Here is a 23,146-nt window from a genome sequence, read left to right on the forward strand (position 1 = left end):
GGTGCCGAAACCCCTCACCTTTGCGCCCTTTTGCACAGGAGTTCCCTTGTCCTTCACCGGTGCCGATTTCTTTGACACAGGGCAGCTGGTGGGCGTTCTGACCACGCAGCCGCTGGACCGCGTGCTGGATTACAAAGCGCCCGAGGGCGGCTGTCACCTTGGCGCGTTCGTCGAGGTGCCTTTGGGGCCGCGCAAGGTTCTGGGCGTGGTCTGGGGTCCGGGGAAGGGGGATTACGACCGCGCGAAGATCCGGTCGGTGATCCGGGCGCTGAACGTGGCGCCGATGCGCGACGAGATGCGGAATTTCCTTGAGAAAGCAGGGGATTACACCCTGACGCCCATGTCGGCGATGCTGCGGCTGGCCACCCGCGCGCCGGGCCTGGGCGACCCGCCGTCTATGCAGAAGATTTACCGCTTGGGCGAGGGCAAGCCCGACCGGGTGACCGACGCGCGGACGCGCGTGCTGGCGACGCTGGAGGAGTATGGCGGGCTGGCCTTTACGCTCAAAGAGCTGAGCGAGATGGCCGGGGTGACGTCCTCCGTGGTCAAGGGCTTGGTCAAGCAGGGTGTCGTGCGAGAGGAAGACACGCCGCGCGACACGCCGTTTCCGCGGCTCGATCCGGGGTATGCGTACACCGATTTGACCAAAGATCAGGCGGTGGCGGCGGATGCGTTGCGTGACAAGATCAGATCGGGGACGTTTTCTGCAACACTCCTGCGGGGGGTGACCGGATCGGGCAAGACGGAGGTCTATCTCGAAGCGGTTAGCGAGACGTTAAGGCAACGGCGGCAGGCGCTTGTGCTTTTGCCGGAAATCGCGCTGACGCCCGAGTTTCTGACCCGGATGCAGGCGCGGTTCGGGGCGATGCCCGCCGAGTGGCATTCGGGGGCCACGATGACCGAGCGGCGGCGGATCTGGAAGATGGTCGGGCAGGGCGGCTGTGACGTGGTGGTGGGCGCGCGCTCGGCGCTCTTTTTGCCGTTCCGCGACCTGGGGCTGATCGTGGTCGATGAAGAGCATGACACGTCGTATAAACAAGAGGATGGCGTGCTCTACAATGCCCGCGACATGGCCGTTTTGCGGGCCAGTCTGTGCGGCGCGCAGGTGGTCCTGGCCTCGGCCACGCCGAGCCTGGAGACATGGGCCAATGCCGAAGCCGGCAAGTACACGCGGCTGGATCTGACCGCGCGGTTCGGCCCTGCGGTGATGCCGGAGTTGCGCGCGGTGGATATGCGGGCCGAAACTCTGCCTTCGAACCGCTGGATTTCGCCCACGCTACGGCGCACCGCCGAGGCGCGGATCGCGCAGGGCGAGCAGGTGTTATTCTTTTTGAACAGAAGGGGTTACGCGCCTGTCACCATCTGCCGGGCCTGCGGGCACCAGGTGGGGTGCCCGCATTGTGACGCGCGCATGGTCGAGCATCGGTTCCTGAAGCGGCTGATGTGCCATCAATGCGGCGAGACGCAGCCGCTGCCAGAGGTGTGTCCGGCCTGCGAGGTGGAGGGCAAGATGGCTGCCGTTGGGCCGGGGGTGGAGCGGCTGGCCGAGGAGGCCGCGGAGGTTTTCCCGGAGGCGAAGATCGCGACGCTGAGTTCGGACATGTTTGGGTCGGCGCGGGCCCTCAAGGCGCAGATCGCGGAGATCGCGGAGGGCGATACGGATATCGTGATCGGCACGCAGCTGGTGGCGAAAGGCCATAATTTTCCAAGACTTACGCTGGTAGGGGTGATCGATGCGGACCTTGGTTTGCAGGGCTCTGACCTGCGCGCGGCGGAGCGGACGTTTCAGCTTATGCGGCAGGTGGCGGGGCGCGCGGGGCGGGTGGAAAAGCCCGGCACGGCGCTTTTGCAGACGTTTCAGCCCGAACATCCGGTGATCCGGGCCATACTGTCGGGCGACGAGGAAGGGTTCTGGCGGGCCGAAGCCGCCGAGCGGCAGGCGGCGGGCGTGCCGCCTTTCGGGCGCATGGCAGGGCTGATCCTGTCCTCGACGGATATGCAGGAAGCCTTTGATATCGGGGCGCTTTTGGCGCGGAATGACGGACCTATAAGGGCGGTAGGCGCGCAGGTTTTTGGCCCTGCCCCGGCGCCGATTGCGCGGGTGAGGGGGCGGCACCGGGTACGGCTTTTGGTGAAGGCGCCCAAGGGCGTGGCGCTGCAGGGGGCGCTGGCGAAGTGGATCGCGCCGGTCAGGGGATCTGCGCAGTTCCGGCTGTCGGTGGATATCGATCCGCAGAGTTTCTACTGAGCATCGTGCGGGGTGTTAATCACGTCTCTGAGGCCCGAAAGTGCGATATGACATGCGTACACACCCTGTACACCGTCCGTACACCGAACGCGCGAGACTTGGAGGCCGGGCCGGGCGTTAACGCTTTGCGCTCAGGCGGTCACGAGACGGTGCTTTTGATCGACGAGGAAATCCGTGACGACCGCCCCGGCCCACATCGCGCAAAGTGCCAGCCACGCAGTGCCAGCGAAGACCGAGCCGCCGGTCACGCCGTTGCCGATGGCGCAGCCGCCCGCCAGCATGCCGCCGAAGCCCATGAAGGCCGCTCCGGTCATGGCGCGGCGCATATTGGCCTCGTCCTCGAACCCCTGAAAGCGGAACTCGCCCGCGAGCCACGAGGCCGCGAACGCGCCCAGGAAGACGCCCGGCACGAGGCCTATATCGAAATTCAGCACCATGGCGCGGTCCAGGAAGAACATCAGCGTATTGGCAGAGGGGCCGGTGAAGGTGGCGGAGGTCACCGCGACCGGCTCGAACGCGGCCTGGGCCAGGGTGAAGGTGGCGACCCAGCCAACGGCGACGGCAAACCCGACGCCCGAGGCAAAGACCAGCCGTGAGAGACCGATGCGGTTGTGAAAGGCGAGGGCCAGCGCGACGAGAGCGCAGGTCAGGCCGAAAAAGAGGCCGGAGATCTGCGGCAGGCCGGCGACGGTCAGAAGGTTCACATTCTGCCCGCCGGTCGTGATCCAGAGACCAGCGAGCGCGTTGCGCGCGGGCGCGAGCCAGCCTGCCAGCGACATCTGCGCCACCACCGCGAAGACCAACCCCGAGACCACGGAACGCAGGTTGCCCGTGGCCGCCAGAACCAGAAGCCGCCCCGAGCAGCCGCGCGCGAGGATCATGCCGACGCCGAAGAGGAGCCCGCCGATCACCGCGCCGGACCAGCTTCCGGGGATTGCGAGGATGCGCGCGTCGGCGCTGCGGAAGAGCCCCAGCGCCTGTGCGCCCTGAACCCACACGAGCGCTGTCGAGAAGGTCAGCAGCCAGACCGCGAGTCGGTCACCCAGTTGGCCGCGCGCGAACTCCACGCAGGCGGCGCGGAGGCAGAAGCGCGAGCGCTGGGCGGCGACGCCGAAGATGAGGCCGGTGAGCAAGCCCAGAAGGGCGGCGGCGGGGGTCTCTCCGATACGGTCGAGGAGCGGGATGATATCCATGTCTGGGCCTCGGGCGGTGGTTTCCCGGGGGTCTAGCCGCTGCGATGCGGGCCTGCCTTGATCAAGATCAGACCGGGCGGGAGCGGAATTTTTGAAAAATTCCGCTCCGGAAAATTTTGAATTTTCCGGGTGGCGCCCGGTGCGGGGCCTCTCGCCAAGGCGGGGCTTTGGGCGTAAGGGACGCATATGAGCCGCACAGTGCCCCTGTCCCATGCGCGAGAGCTGCCGTTCTGGCGGCGGCCCATTGCGCTTCTCTTCGTCATGGCGGCGGCGATGCCGGTGGCCTTTGCGACGTGGTCGGCGCTGCTCAATAACTTCGTGATTGAGGCGGCGCAGTTCGATGGCTCGGATATCGGATGGCTGCACACCGTGCGCGAGATCCCCGGGTTCCTGGCGATTGGTGTCATTGCCATCATCATCTTCGTGCGCGAGCAGGTGCTGGCGCTGGTCTCGCTTGTGCTGTTGGGCGTGGCGACGGCGATCACCGCGCAGTTCCCGAGCCTCGGCGGGATTCTGATGGTGACGATGCTGAGTTCCATCGGGTTTCACTATTTCGAGACTGTGAACCAGAGCCTGCAATTGCAGTGGATCGACAAGCTGCGCGCGCCGCAAATGCTGGGCTGGCTGGTGGCGGCAGGGTCTGCCGCGACACTGGTGGCCTATGTGCTGATCGTGATGACGTGGGAGACGCTCGATCTGAGCTATAATACTGTCTACGTGATCGCGGGCGGGTTCACTGTGCTGGCCGCGCTTTTCTGCTTTGTTGCCTATCCGCAGTTCGAAGCGCCAAACCCGCAGATCAAGCGGATGGTGCTGCGGCGGCGCTATTGGCTTTATTATGCGCTGCAATTCATGGCCGGTGCGCGGCGGCAGATCTTCATTGTCTTCGCGGGCTTCATGATGGTCGAGAAATTCGGCTTTGCGGTGCATGAGGTCACGGCGCTTTATCTGATCAACCTTGTCGCCAATATGGTGTTTGCGCCGATCATGGGGCGGGCCGTGCATGTCTATGGCGAACGCGCGACGCTGCTCTTTGAATATGCCGGGCTGGCGCTGGTCTTTCTGGCCTATGGCGGCATCTACATGTTCGGCTGGGGTGTCGTGCTGGCCGCCGCGCTCTACGTCGTCGATCACCTGCTGTTTGCGCTGGCGCTCGCGCTCAAGACCTATTTTCAGAAGATCGCCGATCCGGGTGACATCGCGCCCACCGCGGCCGTGGCCTTTACCATCAACCATATCGCCGCCGTGTTCCTGCCCGCGTCGCTGGGATATCTGTGGCTGGTCTCGCCGGTGGCGGTGTTCGTGCTGGCCGCAGGGATGGCGTCGGTGTCTTTTCTTCTGGCGCTCCTGATCCCGCGCCACCCGGTGCCGGGGCATGAGACCATCCTGAGCGGGCCGGAGCCGGCCCCCGCCGAATAGACCCCTGATTAGAGAGGAGCCGGCATGCCGACTTTCACCGCATTGACCACCCTGACCGGCAAGGACGCGGCCGAGGCGCTTGGCGAGGCGCTTGAGGCGCTGGAGCCCGCGCCCACCGGCGTCGGTGTCTTCGAGTTGGAAGACGGCTCGGGCCTTTGGGAAGTGGGCGGGTATTTCGAGGGCGCGCCGGATCTGGCCGGGCTTGCCTTGCTGGCGAAAATCCACGGGGCGAAGGATTTCGTGGTCTCCGAACTGCCCGAGACCGACTGGGTCGCCAAGGTGCGGCGCGAGTTGAGCCCCGTGACCGCCGGACGGTTCTTCGTTTATGGCAGCCATGACGCCGACAAGGTGCCCGAGGGGATGGAGCCGCTTTTGATCGAGGCGTCGATGGCCTTTGGCACCGGGCATCACGGCACCACGCAGGGCTGTCTTCTGGCGCTGGACAAGCTCGTGAGCACGGGCGGCGCGCCAGAGGCGGTGCTCGATCTCGGCTGCGGGACGGCGGTGCTGGCCATGGCGGCGGCCCGGATCTGGCCCGGCGCGCGGATCCTGGCAAGCGACATCGACCCGGTGGCGATCGAGGTGGCGGAGGTGAACACCGGGGCCAACGGCCTGTCGGAGCATGTGCACTGTCTGGTGGCCGAGGGCCTCGATCATCCGGACCTCGCGGCGGCGGCGCCCTATGGTCTGATCTTCGCCAATATCCTTAAGGGGCCGCTCATTGCCTTGGCGGAGGGAATCACCGGATCCCTGAAAGAGGGCGGAAATGTGATTCTTTCGGGCATTTTGAACGAGCAGGCTGACGAGGTTTGTGAGCACTATATCGCGGCAGGAAACAGTCTTGTCTCACGCCAGGAGATTGGCGACTGGACGACGCTAATGCTTCATAAATTTGGCTCAAAATAAGTGGAAACCCAGCTTTTTTGGGGCGCCTGCCCAATTGCTGCCACATTTCAGACCTAAAAAAATCTTCAAGCGGCGGGGGCACGCAAACAGACGAAACGAGACATCAAAGGACGCTGCCATGACCAACGCATTTGACACTTTCGACTCGCGCCTCAAGAAGATCGACCGCAACCGCACGCGCCTTGCGCAGGGCTACTCCGCCAAGGTGACCAATGACGGCCTGATCGTGTTCCGCCCCAAGCGCATCAAGCGCAGCGTGCCGCTGCAGGGCCTGCTGTTCCTGATTGGCGGCTTCTTCCTGTTCAAGGCGATGATCCTGGCCGGGCTGGGCACCGACACCTACGAACAGCGCGTCACCGCGCTTAGCAGCGGCACGGTCATCGAGCAGGCCGGCGCCTATGTGATGCAGAAAGATCCGGTCACCGCCGCGGTGGCAGAAAAGCTGCGCCCGCTTCTTTACTAAGCCGGATCCGGCCGGCACGGTCCCGAAGATACAGGATTGCACACCGCGCTTGCACCGGGACCCTCCATCCGGATTGCGCACCAGATGTCTCGCCATATGCCAAAACGCCCTGCACGTTGGTCCCGTGCAGGGCTTTTGCATGAAAAAAGGCGACCCTAGGGGCCGCCTTATTCCGTTTTGTCCGGGAGCGTGTCCCGTCGCGTTCAGGCGCGGATGCGCTCGATATCGCCGCGGTTGAGGCCGATATCGTCCAGTTCACGGTCCGACAGGCGCGACAGCGCCTTGCGCGTCACGCGCGCGTCGTTCCAGGCCAGAACGGCGGCGACGGCGCTGCGCATCATGCGGCCCAAACCGGTGCCCATGTCGCCCGTCGTGCGGTTCGTCTCGAAGACAGCCATTGTCTTGGTCCTTTTTTGATCGAATGTTCAGAAATTCTTTTGTCAACGGCACATAGAAGTGGCACGCGGCCCGGGCAAGCCGTGATTTCTGCATAGTCCTTATGCAGTTTTTGCATGCGTTGCCGCCCCGCCCGGACCGCGCGACCGGGTGCGGCGGCGGCGCGTCGGTCCACGGCCCCCGGCGGGCCATTTGGCCCGCGCATTCCGCTTGGTGTTTGTTCCCGTTTCGTGCTAGCCCTTGGTCAACAACAAGTCGACAAGGGCGGGCAGACAAGATGCGGGTGATCGGGATAGATCCCGGATTGCGCAACCTAGGCTGGGGCGTGATCGACGTGGCGGGCAGCCGTCTGAGCCATGTCGCCAACGGGATCGTGAAAACCGGCGCCGGCGAGTTGTCCGCCCGGCTGCTTGACCTGCACGCCGCGCTGACAGAGATCCTGACGCGCTTTGCGCCAGAGGCGGCGGCGGTGGAACAGACCTTCGTGAACAAGGACGGGGCGGGCACGCTCAAACTGGGGCAGGCGCGCGGCATCGCGGTTCTGGTGCCCGCGCAGTTCGGGCTTACGGTGGGGGAATACGCGCCCAACACGGTGAAAAAGACGGTGGTGGGCGTCGGCCATGCGGACAAGGCGCAGGTCGCCCACATGGTGCGCGTGCAGCTGCCCGGGGTCGATCTGGCCGGGCCGGACGCCGCCGATGCGCTGGCCATTGCCATTTGTCACGCGCATCACGGCCTTCGCGGGGCCCCGCCGGCGAGGAGGCGGGCATGATCGGGCGGATCGCGGGCCGGCTCGATTATCGCGGCGCGGATCACGTGCTGATCGATGTGCGGGGCGTCGGCTATCTCGTCTATTGCTCGGACCGTACGCTGGCATCTCTGCCCGGCCCGGGCGAGGCGGTGGCGCTCTATACCGATCTTCTGGTGCGCGAGGATTTGCTGCAGCTTTACGGGTTCCCGACGCTGGCCGAAAAGGAGTGGCATCGCCTTTTGATGAGCGTGCAGGGTGTCGGCGCGAAGGCGTCGCTGGCCATTCTTGGCACGCTGGGCCCCGAGGGCGTGGGCCGCGCGATCGCGCTGGGCGACGTGACGGCGGTGAAGGCCGCCAAGGGGATCGGCCCGAAGACCGCGCAGCGCGTGGTCAACGAGCTGAAGGACAAGGCGCCAGAGGTGATGGCGATGGGGGCGGCCGCTGCGACGACACCCGCGCCGGTGGGCGATGACGCGGTGATCGAGCCGGCAGTGGCCGCACCCGCGCCCCCGCCCGCGCCGAGTGGCGCGGCGCAGGCCGAGGCGCTGTCGGCGCTGACCAATCTGGGCTACGGCCCGGGCGAGGCGGCCGGGGCCGTCGCCCAGGCGGCGGGCGCGCAGGCCGAGGCCGATACCGCGACGCTGATCCGCGCGGCGCTGAAACTGCTGGCGCCAAAGGGATGAGGGCGGGCATATGAGCGATCCCGATCCCACCCTGCGGCCCGATCCGCTGCCCGAGGACGCGGACCGCGCGCTGCGGCCCCAGAGCCTTGACGATTTCATCGGCCAGGCCGAGGCGCGCGCCAACCTGCGGGTGTTCATCCAGTCGGCCCGTCAGCGGGGCGAGGCGATGGATCACACGCTCTTTCATGGGCCCCCGGGGCTGGGCAAGACGACGCTGGCGCAGATCATGGCGCGCGAACTTGGCGTGGGGTTCCGGATGACCTCTGGCCCGGTGCTGGCGAAGGCCGGCGATCTGGCGGCGATCCTGACAAATCTTGAACGCAACGACGTGCTGTTCATCGACGAGATCCACCGGCTCAACCCGGCGGTGGAAGAGGTGCTTTACCCCGCGCTGGAGGATTTCGAGCTGGATCTGGTGATCGGCGAGGGGCCGGCGGCGCGCACGGTGCGCATAGAATTGCAGCCCTTTACGCTGGTGGGGGCGACGACGCGGCTGGGCCTGCTGACCACACCCCTGCGCGACCGGTTCGGCATCCCGACGCGGCTGCAGTTCTACACCGAGGACGAGCTGCACCGGATCGTGTCGGGCAATGCGCGCAAGCTGGGGGTGCCGGCGGAGGAGGACGGCGCGCGCGAGATCGCGCGGCGCGCGCGCGGCACGCCGCGCATCGCCGGGCGGCTCTTGCGCCGGGTGGTGGATTTCGCGGTGGTCGAGGGCGACGGGCGAATCACGCGGGATCTGGCCGACGGCGCGCTGACGCGACTCGGGGTGGATCACCTGGGCCTCGACGGGGCCGACCGGCGCTACCTGCGGCTGATCGCCGAGGCCTATCAGGGCGGGCCGGTGGGCATCGAAACACTGAGCGCCGCGCTGAGCGAGAGCCGCGACGCGCTCGAAGAGGTGATCGAGCCGTATCTGCTGCAACAGGGGCTCATTCAGCGTACGCCGAGGGGGCGGATGCTGGCGGCCCGCGCCTGGGCGCATTTGGGGATGGCGGCGCCCAAGGCACCGGGGCAGAGCGATTTGTTCGAAGGTGGCACGTGAGCCGGCCGAGGTTCTGGAACCTTACGTCTGCGGAACGGGCAGTCGTGCGGGGGCTGCGGACGGGGCGTGTGACCGCGCTGGGCGATGGCATGCTGCCGGGGGTGGAGGCTGGGGAGGATCGGCAGGTGCGGGCAAGTCTCATCCGGTATCTTGCGCTGGGCGCGCCGGGGAGCAAACGGCTGCGGCTTCATGAGCACGGGCTGCAGATCGCTGCGGCGCTGATCGTCAGCGACGGGCAGGCGGATCCTCTTATACAAGTGACGACGCCCGGACTCGACCTTCAAGGGTGCCAGCTAGAACATGACCTTTTGCTGGCGAATTGCCGATTCGAGCATGTGCCGGCGCTGCGCGGCGCGCGGATACGGACCTTGAGCTTGGAGGATTCGCACCTGCCCGGGCTCCAAGCCGACGGGCTGGAGGTTCTAGGTTTTATTTTTCTGCGCGGGGTGCGGGCCACAGGCGAGTTGTGCTTCTTGCGCGCTCGGATCGGCGGGGACTTCGACTGTGAGGGGGGGCGGTTCGAAAACGCAGGCGGCGACGCGCTCAATGCCGACGGCCTTGAGGCGCAAGGTAACGTTAACTTGCGTAGGGGTTTTGAAGCTCATGGAGAGGTGCGGCTGTTGCGGGCGCGGATCGACGGTGATCTAGACTGTGAGGGCGGGCGGTTCAAGAATGAGGGGGGCAGGGCGCTCAGTGCCGATGGTGCGTGGGTGGCGGGCGCTTTCTTTTGGCGGGAGGGCAGCGATGCCAAGGGCGCGCTCGGCTTGAACGCGACGGAGTTAGGGCACATCGCTGACGATCCCGCCTGCTGGCCGGGGGCAGGCGATCTGCTGCTCAATCGTTGTCGCTATGGCGCGTTCACGGGCAAGGGGATCAGCGCAGAAGAGCGGATCCGCTGGCTGGATCTGCAATCGCCCGAAAAGTACGGCCATGATTTCTGGCCGCAGCCGTGGGAGCAGTGTGCCAAGGTTTTGCGCGAGATGGGGCATGTGGAGGACGCCCGCAAGGTGCTGATCGCCAAGGAGGAACGGCAGCGCGCGGTCGCGCGCGCACGATTCCGACGCGCGACTGAAGGCACGTGGCGGGAAATGCTCTGCCCGCTGCCGTGGCTGCGCGACGGCGCTCTCTGGCTTCTGCTCGCCTATGGTCATCGCCCCCTACAGGCCTTGGCAGGGCTGGCGGTGTTCTGGCTCGTCGGATTCGTGGTGTTCTCGGCAGCGTATGATCGTGACGCCTTCAAGCCCAACAATGCCTTCGTTCTGCGCAGCCCGGAATGGGCGCAATGCGCGGACACAGGCGAGAGGCGGGCGGATCACGCCTCGACGCTGGTCTGTTACCTCGATCAGCCCGAGGCGGCGGGGTATCCGAAGTTCAACGGGTTGCTCTATTCGCTCGACACGCTGGTGCCTGTAGTGGACCTTGAAGTGCAGGATTTCTGGGTGCCGGACGAGCGGGTCGCGGCCTGGGCGCGGGTGTACCTGTGGCTTCATATCGCGCTGGGCTGGTTCCTTGCCCTTCTTGCGGTTGCAGGCTTTTCCGGGCTGATCCGGCCCGGCTCGGGCGGCTGAGCCGCGTGGCGGGGCTTGCGCGTGGGGCCTGCGCTGCGGTAGCCCTCCGCCATGGCTGATCTGATCTCTCCCGAAGATGTCGAGGCGCTTTTCACGCGTGCGGACGGGTCCTATCTTTTCGCGCGCTGGGGGCGGCCCATCGTGCCGGTGGTGTTTGGCACGGATGACGCGACGCTTCAGACGGTCAAGGGCGCGCTGGAGGCGGTGGTGCTGATGGCCGGGCACCAGATGGCCGAGACAGACCCGGAACTGGGCGTGAACCTCATGGTCTTCTTCTTCCGGGAGTGGGACGAGCTTCTGGAGGTGCCCGATCTCGACCGGCTGGTGCCGGATCTCGCGCCGCTGGTGGCGCGGCTCAAGGCGGCGGAGGCCAACCAGTACCGGATCTTCCGGTTCGACGAGGCGGGCGCGATCAAGGCCAGTTTCGTCTTCGTGCGCATGGACGAGGAAATGTCGAAAGTGCCCGCCGAGACGCTGGCGCTGGCGCAGGCGGCCCAGACCGTGGTGCTGTGGTCCGACACCGCCTTTACCGAGCGGTCGGTGCTGGCCCGCGCGCCCGAGGGCAGGGTGATCCTGCGGCCCGATATCGGCGCGGTGATCCGGGCGGGGTACGACCCGGTGATGCCGGCGGTGGCGCAGGATCCGAGCCACGCGCTGCGTCTTGCGGCGCGGGTGGCGCAGATCTGAGCCGCGGGCGCGGGGCATGCGGCTTTTCCTGGGACTTCCGCTGTGCGAGGACGCGGTCGCGGTACTGGAGGACGTGCAGGCGCAGCTCGATCTCGGCCGGCTGGTGCCGGAGGACAACCTGCACCTGACGCTGGCCTTTCTGGACGAGCAGCCCAAGACCGTGGCCGAGGCGCTGCACGCCGCGCTGGAGGAGATGACCCTGCCCGGGGCGGCGATCTCTTTCGACGGGGTCGAGGTGAGGGGCCGTGCGCGCCCCAGGCTGGCCTGGGCCGCGGTGACGCGCACGCCGGCGCTGCGTGCGCTGCGCGACAAGGTGCGCGGGGCGGCGGTTGCGGCGGGGGTGGATCTGCCGCGTGACCGGTTCCGTCCGCACGTGACGCTGGCCCGGTTCGGTCCGCGCGTGGCCGGGGATCCCCGGCTTGACCGGTGGCTGGCCGAGATGGCGGCGCTGCGCGCGGGGCCCTACGCCGTCGACCGCGTCTGCCTTTACCGCTCGACCCTGACGCCGGACGGGCCGCTTTACGACGTGCTGGCCGCCTACCCGCTGGCCGCGGCCTCGGGCGGGTCCGGCGGGCCGTCCGCGCCGTAAGGTCGGGCACTTTATTGCCTGGAGGACGCCGGGGATTGTCCTGGCCCGGCGTCGCGCCTATGAGGAGGGGCATGACCCACCGTTTTCCGATCCGCGTCTATTATGAAGACACCGACATGGCGGGGATCGTCTATTATGCGAATTACCTGAAGTTCATCGAGCGCGCGCGCTCGGACTGGGTGCGCGAGCTGGGCATTGACCAGAACCAAATGCGTGCCCGCGACGGCGTGGTCTTCGCCGTCCGGCGGGTGGAGGCCGATTACCATCAGCCGGCGCGCTTTGACGATGTATTGGAGGTGCGCACCGTCGCGCAGTCGGTGACCGGCGCACGGCTGGTGATGGCGCAGGAGGTCTGGCGCGGCGGCGACATGCTCTTCTCGGCCGTGGTGACCATCGTGTGCCTGTCGGAGACTGGCCATCCGGCGCGCCTGCCGGCGAATATCCGCCGGATCGTGCATTAATTCTGCGCAAACGGCGCGTCTCTCCCTGTTGTTATTGGCTTTCGGCCCCCAATTCGGATAGCGTGCCCGCAAAGGGCCGAAAAAACAGGTCCGCAGGCGGAAGAGCAGGCATATGGAAGCAGAAACCCTCGCAGTGGCGCAGGAGATGGATTTCTCTTTGTGGGCGCTATACGCGCGCGCCACCCTCATCGTCAAACTGGTGATGCTGATGCTGATCGTCGCGTCCTTCTGGGCGTGGTCGATCATCATCCAGAAGATCCTCATGTACCGCAAGGCCCGCACCGAGGCCGAGGTCTTTGACCGGCGGTTCTGGTCCGGCGATCCTCTGGACGAGCTTTTCGACGAGATCGGCCCGGACCCGGACGGGCAGTCCGAGCGGGTCTTTGCCGCCGGCATGATGGAATGGCGGCGCAGCCACCGCAACGATGGCGGGCTGATTGCCGGGGCGACAGCGCGGATCGACCGCAGCATGGATGTGGCCATCGTCAAGGAAAGCGAAAAGCTGCAATCGGGGCTGCAGGTTCTGGCCACGGTCGGCTCGACCGCGCCCTTCATCGGGCTTTTCGGTACGGTCTGGGGGATCATGAACGCTTTTATCGAGATCGCCGAGCAGCAGAACACCAACCTCGCCGTCGTGGCGCCGGGCATCGCCGAGGCGCTTCTGGCCACGGGGCTGGGGCTGCTCGCCGCCATTCCGGCGGTCATTTTCTACAACAAGCTGAGCGCGGATGCCGACCGGATCGTGGCCAATTACGAGGCCTTCGCCGACGAGTTCGCCACCATCCTCAGCCGCCAGCTGGACAGTTGAGTCATGGCGCGCAACTTTACATCCCAGCCGTGGCCCGGACGCATTCGCAGGGCCCATGCCGACCCGGACAGGGTCGATCCGCGGTTTCGCGCTAAGCGAGGCGTGGCTTAAATGGGCGCGGGCGTCATGCAGAAAGCCGAGAGCGGTGGACGCCGCCGGCGGGGCCGGGGCCGGTCGCGGCCCATGTCCGAGATCAACGTCACGCCCTTCGTGGACGTGATGTTGGTGCTTTTGATCATCTTCATGGTGGCAGCGCCGCTGATGACCGTGGGCGTGCCGGTGGAGCTGCCGAGGACGGCGGCAAACGCGCTGCCGGGCGAGGAGGAAGAGCCGCTGACCGTGACGCTGACCGCCGAGGGCGTGGTGATGATCCAGACCACCGAGGTGGCGCGCGACGAATTGGTGACGCGCCTGCGCGGGATCGCCGCCGAGCGAGATGGCACGCGGGTCTACCTGCGCGCGGACGGGGCCGTGCCCTATGCTCAGGTGATGGAGGTGATGGGCGCGCTCAATCGCGGCGGCTTCGGCAATATCGGGCTGGTTACGGACACCGGCGGGCCCGCGCTTGACGAGCGCGGCGGCTGAGGCCGGCGGCGCCGTGAACACCGGACAGATCATATCGGGGGCGGGCCATGCCGGCCTGATCGCTTGGGCGGTGTTCGGGGGCACGTTCAACGCCGATCCCTTGCCGTTCGAGGTGACGGAGGTGACGGCGATTTCCGCCGAGGAATATGCCGCGCTGACCGCGCCGCAATCGCGCCCCGAGGCGGTAGCCAATATCGACACGCCCGAGGCGCCCGAGGCCGGGGATGCCCCGACGCTGAGCAGTGAGGCCGACAGCGCGCCGGCGCAGGCCGAGCCGGAGGCAACGCCACAGACCGAGCCCGACGCGGTGCCCGAGGCCGTGGCGCCGGTGCCCGAGCCCGAGATTGCCGAGACCCCGCCCGAGCCGCCCGCGCCGCAAGAGGACGTGGCGGTTCTGGCGCCCGAGATCTCGGCCCGCCCGCAGGCGCGCGAGGCGCCGCGCGTGGCGCCAGAACCGATGGCACCGCCCGAGCCGGACGTGCGCATCGACGAGGTCGAGCGGCAGGAGAGCGCGCCGGATCCGCAGGCCGAGACACGCCAGCCCGACGAGGAGGCCACCGCGCCCGAGGAAGCCACGACCGAGATCGTGACCGAGGCCGAAAAGGCCGAGCAGGCGGCACCATCACGCTCCTTGCGCCCCAGATCCCGCCCTGCCGCGCCCGCGCCGTCCGAAGACGCGCCGACGCAGACCGCACAGCCTGAGCAACCCGCAGCGCCCCAAACCGATGACAGCGCCGTCGCCGACGCGCTGGCCGAGGCGCTGGGACAGGCTGGGGCCACTGGTACAAGCGGCACGCCGCAGGGCCCGCCCTTGACGGCGGGCGAAAAGGACGGGCTGCGCGTGGCGGTGCAGCGGTGCTGGAATGTCGGCTCGCTCAGTTCGGATGCGCTGCGCACGACGGTGGTGGTCGCGGTCTCTTTGAACCGGGACGGCACGCTTTCGGGCGACGTGCGGCAGTTATCGGCCCAGGGCGGCAGCGGCGACGCGGCACGGCAGGCCTTCGAGGCGGCGCGGCGGGCGATTCTGCGCTGCGGCGCGGGGGGTTTTGACCTTCCGCCCGAGAAATACGACCATTGGCGCGAGATCGAGATGAGTTTCAATCCCGAGAGCATGAGGATCAAATGATACAACGCTTGGCATGGCTCTTGATGGTGGCGCTTTGCGCCGCGCTGCCCGCAACCGCGCAGGAGCGCGAAGGCCCCTTGCGGATCGAGATCACCGAAGGGGTGATCGAACCGCTGCCCTTCGCCATCCCCGATTTCGTGGGCGACGATACGACGGCCGCCGACTGGGGCGCGCGCATTTCCAGGGTCGTCGCCTCGGACCTGACCGGCACGGGGCTCTTTCGGGAAATCCCGGCGAGCGCGCATATCGGGCGGATCACCAGTTTTTCGAGCCCGGTGCAATTCACCGACTGGACGCCGATCAACGCGCAGGCGCTAATCGTGGGGGCGGTCAGCGTGGACGACGCGGGCAAGCTGATCGTGCGGTTCCGGCTTTATGACGTCTTCGCGGGACAGGAGCTTGGCCAGGGCCTGCAGCTTGTCGGCACGACCGACGGCTGGCGGCGCATCGCGCACAAGGTCGCCGACCAAGTCTATTCACGGCTGACGGGCGAGGCGCCCTATTTCGACAGCCGCGTGGCCTTCGTATCGGAAACCGGGCCGAAGGACGCGCGGCAGAAGCGGCTGGCGATCATGGATTACGACGGCGCCAACGTGAGCTATCTCACCGACAATTCTTCCATCGTGCTCGCGCCGCGGTTTTCGCCCTCGGGCGACCGGGTGCTTTACACCAGCTACGAAAGCGGCTTTCCGCGGATCTATGTGCTGGACGTGGCCACCGCCGGGCGGCGCGTGCTGGAAAGCAACGACGGCACGATGAGTTTCGCCCCACGCTTTGCGCCGGACGGGCGCACCATTGTCTATAGCCTTACCCAAGGGGGCAACACCGACCTTTACACCATGGATATCGGGACGGGGCAGGCGCAGCGGCTGACCACCGCGCCTTCGATCGAGACCGCGCCGAGCTATAGCCCCGATGGCAGCCGGATCGTCTTTGAATCCGACCGCTCGGGCACGCCGCAGCTTTATATCATGCCGGCGGGCGGCGGCGAGGCGCAGCGCATCAGTTTCGGGCAGGGGCGTTATGGCACGCCGGTCTGGTCGCCGCGCGGCGATCTGATCGCCTTCACCAAGCAGTCGAAAGGCCGGTTTCATATCGGCGTGATGCGCACAGACGGCAGCGAGGAACGGCTTCTGACGGCCTCGTTCCTGGACGAAGGACCGACCTGGGCGCCGAATGGCCGGGTGATCATGTTCACCCGCGAAACCCAAGGGGCCCAGGGCCGCGCAAGCCTTTATTCCGTGGACATCACGGGGCGCAACCTCAAGCAGGTGCCGACCGATACGGGGGCGTCCGATCCGTCCTGGTCGCCGCTGCAGAAGTGATATGCAAGAAATGCCGCGCTATGCTATCGGTAGGGCGCGGTGAGGACCATCAAAACCGAGTGGGGCAGAACCAACCATGACCTATCTGAGCAAAACCTTCATTCTCGTGGCCGGACTCACGCTGAGCGCCTGTTCGCAGCCGGACCGTTTCGGCGACGGCAACACGACCGATCTCAATGCCGCCGGCGCGGGCGGCGTCGTGGCGGGCAGCGCCAGCGATCCGACTTCGCCGCTTTATTTCCAGCAGGCGGTGGGCGACCGGGTGCTTTTCGCCGTCGACCAGTCGACCCTGTCGCCGACGGCGATGGCCACACTTGACGGGCAGGCCCGGTGGCTGATGACCAATGTGGAATATAACGGCATCATCGAGGGCCATGCCGACGAGCAGGGCACGCGCGAATACAACCTCGCGCTGGGCGCGCGGCGGGCGAACGCGGTCTCGGAATACCTGATCGGCAAGGGCGTCAGCCCGGCGCGCCTCAAGGTGATCAGCTATGGCAAGGAACGCCCGCTGGAGATCTGCAGCGAGGAAAGCTGCTATGCCAAGAACCGCCGGGCCGTGACGGTCATTTCGGCGGTGCCGACAAGCTAAGCTGAAGGGGCGGGAATGATGCGCCGGGTTTTGACGATTTTGACGATGGTGATGATCGGGGTGCCGGCGCTGGCCCCCGCACAGGGCGGGTCCGAGACGCTGGCCGATATCCGGCAGGAGCTGTCGGTGCTCTATGTCGAGCTGCAAAAGCTCAAGCGCGAGCTTTCGACCACGGGCGGGGCGGGACAGCTCACGGTCGGCGGGTCGGTGCTCGACCGGGTGGCGGCCATCGAATCGGAACTGCAGCGGCTGACGGCCAAGACCGAGCAGCTTGAGTTCCGGATCGATCAGGTGGTGACCGACGGGACCAACCGCGTGGGCGATCTGGAGTTTCGCATTTGCGAGCTGGAGCCCGGCTGCGATATCACCAAGATCGAACCGGGCGACACGCTGGGCGGGGTTGCGCCCACGACCACGGGCACGACGGCGCCCGCCCCGGCGGATCTGCCCGGCACCGATACCGGGCTCGAAGGCACCGGCGGGGTCGAGCTTGCCGTGGGCGAGCAGGCGGATTTCGATGCCGCCATGGCCGCGTTCGAGGCCGGCGAGCACATCGCCGCCGCCGAGCAGTTCGAGCTTTTCCAGAGCAATTATCCCGGCAGCCCCCTGTCGGGCCGGGCCGGGCTTAAGCGGGGCGAGGCGCTGGAGGCCGCGGGCGAACAGACCCAGGCCGCGCGCGCCTATCTCGACACGTTCAGCGAAGCGCCGCAGGGCCCGCAGGCCGCCGAGGCGCTTTACCTGCTGGGCCGCGCGCTGGGCCGACTGGGCCAGACCAACGAGGCCTGCGTCACCCTGTCGGAGGTCGGCACGCGCTTTCCCGGCGCAGACGTGGTGGCCGAGGCACAGGGGGAACGACAACGGCTGAGCTGTCCGTGACGGAGCGCTCGGCGCTTTTGTGTGAACGGGTCGCGGCGCATTTCGGGCCGCGGGGGCCTGACCGGCTCGGCATCGGCGTTTCTGGCGGCAGCGACTCTCTGGGTTTGCTCGTGCTTCTGGCGGACTGGTCGGATCATGGCGGACCGGAAGTGAGTGCGGTGACGGTCGATCACGGGCTGCGCCCCGAGGCCGCCGACGAGGCGCGGCACGTGGCGATGGTGTGCCGGGAGCTGAATATCTCGCATGACGTGGTCATCTGGGACGGGTGGGACGGGCAGGGCAACCTGCCCGACAAGGCGCGGCGCGCGCGGTACGGCCTTATGGCCGAGTGGGCGCGGACGCACGAGATCGGGCATGTCGCGGTGGCGCACACGCTCGACGATCAGGCGGAGACCTTCGTCATGCGCCTGGCGCGCGAGGCGGGCCTTGACGGGCTATCGGCGATGGCGCGGCACTGGCGGCTGGACGAGGTGCAATTCTGCCGTCCTGCGCTGTCGCTGTCGCGCGACGATCTGCGCAGTGTGCTGCGCGCGCGGAAAATCGACTGGGTCGACGACCCGAGCAACAGCGACACCGGGTTCGAGCGGGTGCGCGTGCGACAGGCGCTCGACACGCTTGAGGAGCTCGGGATCTCGGCGCGCACGCTGTCGAACGTGGCGCATCACATGGGCGAGGTGCGCGAGACGGTCTACTGGTACGCCTTCGTCGCCGCGCGGGATTGCGTGCGCTTTCAGAGCGGCGACGTGATCATCGACCGGGCTACTTTCCGGACCCTTCCGCGCGACATCGCCCGTCGGCTTGTGCAGCAGGTGCTGCACTGGCTGAGCGGTGCCGAATACCCGCCCCGGGGCCGGTCGGTGGACCTGCTGCTCGAGGCGATCCGGGGTGGCACCAACATGACGCTGCACGGCTGCATGATGACGGTGGATGCAACGACGCTGCGCTTTTCGCGCGAGTTCATGGCGGTGGCGCAGGCCCGGTGCCGGCCCGAGGCGCCGTGGGACGGGCGCTGGCGTCTGCAGGGGCCGTGGGGCCAGGGCGTGGAGATCGCCGCGCTGGGCGAAGGGGGGCTGGAGAACTGTCCGGACTGGCGCGACAGCGGCCTTCCGGCGTCAAGCCTTGCGGCCGGTCCGGCGGTCTGGCGGGGCCAGCGGCTCATTGCCGCGCCGCTTGCGGGGTTGAGAAATGGCTGGCAGGCGACACTTATCAGAGACGAAGATCACTTCTTCGCCGCGTTTCTGGCGCATTGAAGATAGATCTAGGATGTCTATTTAAGTGGTCACCGGCCTGTGCTAGGCCTGATCCGGTCATGACGTAAGGAGAAAGCCCTTGGGCAACGCGAGAAACATCGCCTTCTGGTTGGTTCTGTTCCTGTTGATACTGGCGCTCTTCAACCTGTTCAGCGGATCGGGCAACACTCTCCAGAGCAGGTCGATCCCGTATTCGGAATTCGTGCAGTCCGTCGAGGACGGCAACGTCGCCCAGGTCACGCTCGATGGTGAAAGCGTGCGCTTTCGCGGCAGCGACGGCAGCGATTACGTCACCGTCAAACCCGAGGATGCCGAGGTTACCAACCTCCTGATCGAAAACGGTATTCCTGTTTCGGCCGAGCCGCAGGAACAGTCCGGGTTCCAGACGTTCCTGATCTCGCTTCTGCCTTTCGTGCTGCTGATCGGCGTGTGGATCTATTTCATGAATCGCATGCAGGGCGGCGGCAAGGGCGGCGCCATGGGCTTTGGCAAGTCGAAGGCCAAGATGCTGACCGAAAAGCATGGCCGCGTGACCTTTGACGACGTGGCGGGTATCGACGAGGCCAAGGAAGAGCTTGAGGAAATCGTCGAGTTTCTGCGCAACCCACAGAAATTCTCGCGGCTTGGCGGCAAGATTCCGAAAGGCGCGCTGCTAGTGGGCCCTCCGGGTACCGGTAAGACTCTGCTGGCGCGCGCCATCGCGGGCGAGGCGGGCGTGCCCTTCTTCACCATTTCCGGCTCGGACTTCGTGGAAATGTTCGTGGGCGTGGGTGCCTCTCGGGTGCGCGACATGTTCGAGCAGGCCAAGAAAAACGCGCCCTGCATCGTCTTCATCGACGAAATCGACGCCGTGGGCCGGCACCGCGGTGCGGGCTATGGCGGCGGCAATGACGAGCGCGAACAGACCCTTAACCAGCTTCTGGTAGAGATGGACGGGTTCGAGGCCAACGAGGGCGTGATCATCGTCGCGGCCACCAACCGGAAAGACGTGCTTGATCCCGCGCTTCTGCGTCCCGGCCGTTTCGACCGCCAGGTGACGGTGCCCAATCCCGATATCAAGGGCCGCGAGAAAATCCTCGGCGTGCATGCCCGCAAGACGCCGCTGGGCCCCGACGTGGACCTGCGCATCATCGCGCGTGGCACGCCCGGGTTTTCGGGTGCTGACCTTGCCAACCTTGTTAATGAGGCGGCGCTGATGGCGGCCCGAGTGGGACGCCGCTTTGTCACCATGACGGATTTCGAACAGGCCAAAGACAAGGTCATGATGGGGGCCGAGCGCCGCTCGATGGTGCTGACGCCCGATCAGAAGGAAAAGACCGCCTATCACGAGGCCGGGCACGCCATCGTCGGTCTGTCGCTTCCGCAATGCGATCCGGTCTACAAGGCCACGATCATCCCGCGCGGCGGCGCGCTTGGCATGGTGGTCAGCCTGCCCGAGATAGACCGCCTCAACTGGCACAAGTCGGAATGCGAGGAAAAGCTCGCCATGACGATGGCCGGCAAGGCCGCCGAGATCATCAAGTACGGCCCCGATCAGGTTTCGAACGGGCCGGCGGGCGACATCCAGCAGGCCAGCGGCCTGGCGCGCGCCATGGTGCTGCGCTGGGGCATGTCCGACAAGGTCGGCAATGTCGATTACGAGCAGGCGCATGAGGGTTACATGGGCAACGCCGCCGGTGGCTTCTCGATCTCTGCGCATACCAAGGAGCTGATCGAGGACGAGGTGAAGCGCATGATCGACGAGGCCTATCAGCGCGCCTTCGATATCCTGACCGAGCGCAAGGACGACTGGGAGCGTCTGGCGCAGGGGCTTCTGGAATACGAGACGCTGACCGGCGAAGAGATCGAGCGGGTGATCCGTGGCGAGCCGCCCGAGGCCGGCGACGACAGCGGCAGCGCGGCGTCCAAAGACGACGAGACGCCGTCGGTCACCGCCATTCCGAAGACTAAGCCGAAACCCGCCTCCGGCGCGGGCGACGGCGGGATGGAGCCCGAACCCTCGACGTGACGACGACCCAAAAGAGCAAGGATTGGAACCCGGGCGCTTACGCCCGGTTCCACGATTTGCGCCTGCGCCCCGGTCTCGACCTGCTTAACGCGATCAGCAGCATGGGCGCGGGCGCGGTTTACGATCTGGGCTGCGGCAACGGGGCTTTGGGCGAGGCGCTGCACGCGCGGGCCGGCCAGCGGCCCGTGATCGGTGTCGACGCAAGCCCCGCGATGCTGGCCAAGGCGCGCGCCGCCAAAGGGTATGACAGCGTCTGTCAAGCCGATATCGCCGAATGGCATCCCGCGAAAACGCCCGGACTTCTCTTCTCGAACGCGGCGCTGCACTGGGTTGGCGCGCATGAACAGCTCATGCCGCGGCTGGTGCGGTTTCTGGGAAAGGGCGCGACGCTGGCGGTGCAGCTGCCACATCAGAACAAGGCGCCCTCGCACCGGGTCTGGCTGAGCCTGAGCGAAGAGATGTTCCCGGGTCGGGTGGAAAAGATGGGCACGCCCGGGGTCATGGCCCCGGTGAAATACGAACAGCTTCTGTCCGGGCTGGGCCAGTTCCGCATGTGGGAAACCGAATATTATCAGCGCCTTGTGGCCGAACCGGGCAGTCACCCCGTGCGTCGTTTCACCGAAAGCACCTATGCCCGGCCGGTGCTGCAGGAACTTGACCCCGACGAACGCGCGGCGCTGATCAAGCGCTACGAGGAGGCGATGCATGCGGCCTATCCGGTGCGCGCCGATGGTTCGGTGCTCTTTCCCTTCCGGCGTCTCTTCTTCACGCTGACCGTCTGATCGTTTTGCCGGCGGCACTGGCCGCCCGCACAATTCGTGGTTTGACGGGCAGGGCGCGCGCCGCGACAGTGGCGCTGACCGGCCACCGGAGGATTCCATGCCCGCCCTGATCCCGACCGCGTATCACGCCACCATCACCTGGCTCGGCCATGTTGCCGACCAGACGACCGATATCCGCTCTGCCCCGAGCGATGCGATCGACCTGACGTGGGAGGGCCTGCCAGGCGATGTTCATGGCGGGCGCACGCGCCCGTCCTGCAGCCGGGTGACCACGCAATACAAACGCGGCACTGAAATCGCCAATACGCGGCAGCTTTCCATCGTGTCGGCCGAAGAGCTGGCCCTGATCGCCGGAAAACTGGGGCTGGAGCGGATCGAACCGGAATGGCTCGGCGCCTCGATGGTGGTCGAAGGACTTGACGATTTCAGCCACCTGACGCCCTCGTCGCGCCTACAAGCAGAGAACGGCACTTGCCTTGTGATCGATATGCTCAACCTGCCGTGCCAGTTTCCCGCCCGCGAGATCGAGAAGGATCACCCCGGTCAGGGCAAGGCATTCCGTGCTGCGGCCAAGGGCCGGCGCGGCGTTACCGCCTGGGTCGAACGGCCGGGCCGCCTTGCGGTTGGCGACCGGATGCGCCTGCATGTACCGGGCCAACGGGCGTGGGTCCACGCGGAAACCGCGCGCGGCGCGGGATAGGCCATGGGCCGCGCCGTTTCCCATATGAAACGGCGGCGCGACAGCTCGCCGCATCCCGCGCGCAGAATGTCGGAATCCCCGCCTGTCGCGCCCTCACGGCCTTGTAAGCGTTGCGCATCACGCAACCGGCCCGGTCAGGGCCAGCAAAGGACCAGTCATGAGCTACAAGTCAGATATCGAGATAGCGCGGGAGGCGTCGAAGCGTCCGATTCAGGAGATCGGGGATCAGCTTGGCATTCCGGGGGAGCATCTGCTGCCTTACGGGCATGACAAGGCGAAGGTGAGCCAGGAGTTCATCAACGAGGTGCAGGGCCGCGACAACGGCAAGCTGATCCTTGTGACGGCGATCAACCCGACGCCGGCGGGCGAGGGCAAGACGACGACCACGGTGGGTCTGGGCGACGGGCTCAACCGGATCGGCAAGAAGGCCATGATCTGCATCCGCGAGGCCTCTCTGGGCCCGAACTTCGGGATGAAGGGCGGGGCCGCGGGCGGCGGCTATGCGCAGGTGGTGCCGATGGAGGACATGAACCTGCATTTCACCGGGGATTTCCATGCGATCACCTCGGCGCACTCGCTTCTGAGCGCGATGATCGACAACCATGTCTACTGGGGCAACGACCTTGGCATCGACACCCGCCGCATCACCTGGCGGCGCGTGGTGGACATGAACGACCGCTCCCTG

At 66.5% G+C, this 23,146-nt stretch carries 24 protein-coding genes; 22 read left to right on the top strand and 2 right to left on the bottom strand.

Annotation, left to right across the window (positions count from 1 at the left end):
• Positions 1–46: 46 nt before the first annotated feature.
• Positions 47–2,248, top strand: coding sequence for a primosomal protein N' (locus EZV60_RS17890; RefSeq protein ID WP_135507245.1), 2,202 nt, complete (start codon positions 47–49; stop codon positions 2,246–2,248).
• A 131-nt stretch (positions 2,249–2,379) separates the two neighbouring features.
• On the opposite strand, the gene EZV60_RS17895 is transcribed toward EZV60_RS17890, so the two are convergent.
• Positions 2,380–3,441: a YeeE/YedE family protein gene (locus tag EZV60_RS17895; RefSeq protein WP_135507247.1), complete on the bottom strand. Its 1,062-nt coding sequence runs from the start codon at positions 3,439–3,441 to the stop codon at positions 2,380–2,382.
• A gap of 186 nt (positions 3,442–3,627) precedes the next feature.
• On the opposite strand from EZV60_RS17895, the gene EZV60_RS17900 reads away from it, so the two are divergent.
• The 3 genes from EZV60_RS17900 to EZV60_RS17910 all read left to right on the top strand — a co-directional run bounded on the left by EZV60_RS17900 (position 3,628) and on the right by EZV60_RS17910 (position 6,229).
• The gene (locus tag EZV60_RS17900; RefSeq protein ID WP_135507249.1) at positions 3,628–4,860 is read left to right on the top strand and encodes an MFS transporter; all 1,233 of its coding nucleotides are present in this window, start codon (positions 3,628–3,630) and stop codon (positions 4,858–4,860) included.
• A gap of 24 nt (positions 4,861–4,884) precedes the next feature.
• On the top strand, positions 4,885–5,766 hold the full coding sequence (locus tag EZV60_RS17905) for a 50S ribosomal protein L11 methyltransferase (RefSeq protein ID WP_135507251.1): 882 nt from the start codon (positions 4,885–4,887) through the stop codon (positions 5,764–5,766).
• 118 nt (positions 5,767–5,884) lie between these two features.
• Positions 5,885–6,229, top strand: a complete 345-nt coding sequence (locus EZV60_RS17910; RefSeq protein ID WP_135507253.1) for a hypothetical protein — start codon at positions 5,885–5,887, stop codon at positions 6,227–6,229.
• Positions 6,230–6,432: 203 nt separating this feature from the next.
• Here EZV60_RS17910 and EZV60_RS17915 read toward each other — a convergent pair whose 3' ends face one another.
• Entirely contained in the window at positions 6,433–6,627 is a 195-nt protein-coding gene (locus EZV60_RS17915; protein ID WP_135507255.1) for a DUF1127 domain-containing protein, read from the bottom strand.
• Positions 6,628–6,902: 275 nt separating this feature from the next.
• On the opposite strand from EZV60_RS17915, the gene ruvC reads away from it, so the two are divergent.
• The 18 genes from ruvC to EZV60_RS18005 all read left to right on the top strand — a co-directional run.
• Positions 6,903–7,397: a crossover junction endodeoxyribonuclease RuvC gene (gene ruvC / locus EZV60_RS17920; RefSeq protein ID WP_135507257.1), complete on the top strand. Its 495-nt coding sequence runs from the start codon at positions 6,903–6,905 to the stop codon at positions 7,395–7,397.
• Positions 7,394–8,059 (top strand): Holliday junction branch migration protein RuvA, encoded by a 666-nt coding sequence (gene ruvA / locus EZV60_RS17925; protein ID WP_135507260.1) that lies wholly within the window; start codon positions 7,394–7,396, stop codon positions 8,057–8,059. Before ruvC ends, ruvA begins: the two co-directional genes overlap by 4 nt.
• A 10-nt stretch (positions 8,060–8,069) precedes the next feature.
• Positions 8,070–9,104 (top strand): Holliday junction branch migration DNA helicase RuvB, encoded by a 1,035-nt coding sequence (gene ruvB, locus EZV60_RS17930; protein WP_135507262.1) that lies wholly within the window; start codon positions 8,070–8,072, stop codon positions 9,102–9,104.
• Positions 9,101–10,672, top strand: a complete 1,572-nt coding sequence (locus EZV60_RS17935; protein ID WP_135507264.1) for a hypothetical protein — start codon at positions 9,101–9,103, stop codon at positions 10,670–10,672. Before ruvB ends, EZV60_RS17935 begins: the two co-directional genes overlap by 4 nt.
• A 51-nt stretch (positions 10,673–10,723) precedes the next feature.
• A complete protein-coding gene (locus EZV60_RS17940) occupies positions 10,724–11,359 on the top strand; it encodes a hypothetical protein (protein WP_245306355.1) in 636 nt (211 codons plus the stop codon).
• Positions 11,360–11,375: 16 nt separating this feature from the next.
• Complete coding sequence (thpR, locus tag EZV60_RS17945; RefSeq protein WP_135507266.1) at positions 11,376–11,948, top strand: RNA 2',3'-cyclic phosphodiesterase; 573 nt, start codon at positions 11,376–11,378, stop codon at positions 11,946–11,948.
• A gap of 71 nt (positions 11,949–12,019) precedes the next feature.
• Positions 12,020–12,409 carry a tol-pal system-associated acyl-CoA thioesterase gene (gene ybgC, locus EZV60_RS17950; protein ID WP_135507268.1) on the top strand — a complete coding sequence of 130 codons (390 nt, stop codon included), beginning with the start codon at positions 12,020–12,022 and terminating at the stop codon, positions 12,407–12,409.
• A 112-nt stretch (positions 12,410–12,521) separates the two neighbouring features.
• A complete protein-coding gene (gene tolQ, locus EZV60_RS17955) occupies positions 12,522–13,217 on the top strand; it encodes a protein TolQ (protein WP_135507271.1) in 696 nt (231 codons plus the stop codon).
• Positions 13,218–13,328: 111 nt separating this feature from the next.
• On the top strand, positions 13,329–13,802 hold the full coding sequence (gene tolR / locus EZV60_RS17960; protein ID WP_135507273.1) for a protein TolR: 474 nt from the start codon (positions 13,329–13,331) through the stop codon (positions 13,800–13,802).
• A 13-nt stretch (positions 13,803–13,815) separates the two neighbouring features.
• Positions 13,816–14,928, top strand: a complete 1,113-nt coding sequence (locus EZV60_RS17965) for an energy transducer TonB (RefSeq protein WP_135507298.1) — start codon at positions 13,816–13,818, stop codon at positions 14,926–14,928.
• Complete coding sequence (gene tolB, locus EZV60_RS17970; protein WP_135507275.1) at positions 14,925–16,253, top strand: Tol-Pal system beta propeller repeat protein TolB; 1,329 nt, start codon at positions 14,925–14,927, stop codon at positions 16,251–16,253. Before EZV60_RS17965 ends, tolB begins: the two co-directional genes overlap by 4 nt.
• A 76-nt stretch (positions 16,254–16,329) precedes the next feature.
• Positions 16,330–16,845, top strand: a complete 516-nt coding sequence (pal, locus tag EZV60_RS17975; protein WP_135507277.1) for a peptidoglycan-associated lipoprotein Pal — start codon at positions 16,330–16,332, stop codon at positions 16,843–16,845.
• A gap of 18 nt (positions 16,846–16,863) precedes the next feature.
• Positions 16,864–17,721 (top strand): tetratricopeptide repeat protein, encoded by an 858-nt coding sequence (locus EZV60_RS17980; RefSeq protein WP_135507280.1) that lies wholly within the window; start codon positions 16,864–16,866, stop codon positions 17,719–17,721.
• Positions 17,718–18,971, top strand: coding sequence for a tRNA lysidine(34) synthetase TilS (gene tilS / locus EZV60_RS17985; protein WP_135507282.1), 1,254 nt, complete (start codon positions 17,718–17,720; stop codon positions 18,969–18,971). The genes EZV60_RS17980 and tilS overlap by 4 nt, the downstream gene beginning before the upstream one ends.
• A 79-nt stretch (positions 18,972–19,050) precedes the next feature.
• Entirely contained in the window at positions 19,051–20,979 is a 1,929-nt protein-coding gene (gene ftsH, locus EZV60_RS17990) for an ATP-dependent zinc metalloprotease FtsH (protein WP_135507284.1), read from the top strand.
• A gap of 101 nt (positions 20,980–21,080) precedes the next feature.
• Entirely contained in the window at positions 21,081–21,761 is a 681-nt protein-coding gene (locus EZV60_RS17995; protein WP_245306356.1) for a methyltransferase domain-containing protein, read from the top strand.
• A gap of 97 nt (positions 21,762–21,858) precedes the next feature.
• Positions 21,859–22,461 carry an MOSC domain-containing protein gene (locus EZV60_RS18000; RefSeq protein ID WP_135507286.1) on the top strand — a complete coding sequence of 201 codons (603 nt, stop codon included), beginning with the start codon at positions 21,859–21,861 and terminating at the stop codon, positions 22,459–22,461.
• A gap of 157 nt (positions 22,462–22,618) precedes the next feature.
• On the top strand, positions 22,619–23,146 hold a 528-nt coding region (locus tag EZV60_RS18005), incomplete at its 3' end, for a formate--tetrahydrofolate ligase (protein ID WP_135507288.1).

It is taken from the genome of Roseovarius aestuariivivens, assembly GCF_004761875.1.
In the GTDB taxonomy this organism is placed as follows: domain Bacteria; phylum Pseudomonadota; class Alphaproteobacteria; order Rhodobacterales; family Rhodobacteraceae; genus Roseovarius; species Roseovarius aestuariivivens.

What these genes read in the sequence shown, in the direction of transcription:
- tolB (WP_135507275.1), top strand. Translation starts at nt 14,925, where the DNA reads ATGATACAACGCTTGGCATGGCTCTTGATGGTGGCGCTTTGCGCCGCG.
- EZV60_RS17910 (WP_135507253.1), top strand. Translation starts at nt 5,885, where the DNA reads ATGACCAACGCATTTGACACTTTCGACTCGCGCCTCAAGAAGATCGAC.
- EZV60_RS17905 (WP_135507251.1), top strand. Translation starts at nt 4,885, where the DNA reads ATGCCGACTTTCACCGCATTGACCACCCTGACCGGCAAGGACGCGGCC.
- EZV60_RS17995 (WP_245306356.1), top strand. Translation starts at nt 21,081, where the DNA reads ATGGGCGCGGGCGCGGTTTACGATCTGGGCTGCGGCAACGGGGCTTTG.
- ruvA (WP_135507260.1), top strand. Translation starts at nt 7,394, where the DNA reads ATGATCGGGCGGATCGCGGGCCGGCTCGATTATCGCGGCGCGGATCAC.
- EZV60_RS18000 (WP_135507286.1), top strand. Translation starts at nt 21,859, where the DNA reads ATGCCCGCCCTGATCCCGACCGCGTATCACGCCACCATCACCTGGCTC.
- ruvB (WP_135507262.1), top strand. Translation starts at nt 8,070, where the DNA reads ATGAGCGATCCCGATCCCACCCTGCGGCCCGATCCGCTGCCCGAGGAC.
- pal (WP_135507277.1), top strand. Translation starts at nt 16,330, where the DNA reads ATGACCTATCTGAGCAAAACCTTCATTCTCGTGGCCGGACTCACGCTG.
- EZV60_RS17915 (WP_135507255.1), bottom strand. Translation starts at nt 6,627, where the DNA reads ATGGCTGTCTTCGAGACGAACCGCACGACGGGCGACATGGGCACCGGT.
- ruvC (WP_135507257.1), top strand. Translation starts at nt 6,903, where the DNA reads ATGCGGGTGATCGGGATAGATCCCGGATTGCGCAACCTAGGCTGGGGC.
- EZV60_RS17980 (WP_135507280.1), top strand. Translation starts at nt 16,864, where the DNA reads ATGCGCCGGGTTTTGACGATTTTGACGATGGTGATGATCGGGGTGCCG.
- thpR (WP_135507266.1), top strand. Translation starts at nt 11,376, where the DNA reads ATGCGGCTTTTCCTGGGACTTCCGCTGTGCGAGGACGCGGTCGCGGTA.
- tolR (WP_135507273.1), top strand. Translation starts at nt 13,329, where the DNA reads ATGGGCGCGGGCGTCATGCAGAAAGCCGAGAGCGGTGGACGCCGCCGG.
- ybgC (WP_135507268.1), top strand. Translation starts at nt 12,020, where the DNA reads ATGACCCACCGTTTTCCGATCCGCGTCTATTATGAAGACACCGACATG.
- EZV60_RS17900 (WP_135507249.1), top strand. Translation starts at nt 3,628, where the DNA reads ATGAGCCGCACAGTGCCCCTGTCCCATGCGCGAGAGCTGCCGTTCTGG.
- tolQ (WP_135507271.1), top strand. Translation starts at nt 12,522, where the DNA reads ATGGAAGCAGAAACCCTCGCAGTGGCGCAGGAGATGGATTTCTCTTTG.
- EZV60_RS17895 (WP_135507247.1), bottom strand. Translation starts at nt 3,441, where the DNA reads ATGGATATCATCCCGCTCCTCGACCGTATCGGAGAGACCCCCGCCGCC.
- EZV60_RS17940 (WP_245306355.1), top strand. Translation starts at nt 10,724, where the DNA reads ATGGCTGATCTGATCTCTCCCGAAGATGTCGAGGCGCTTTTCACGCGT.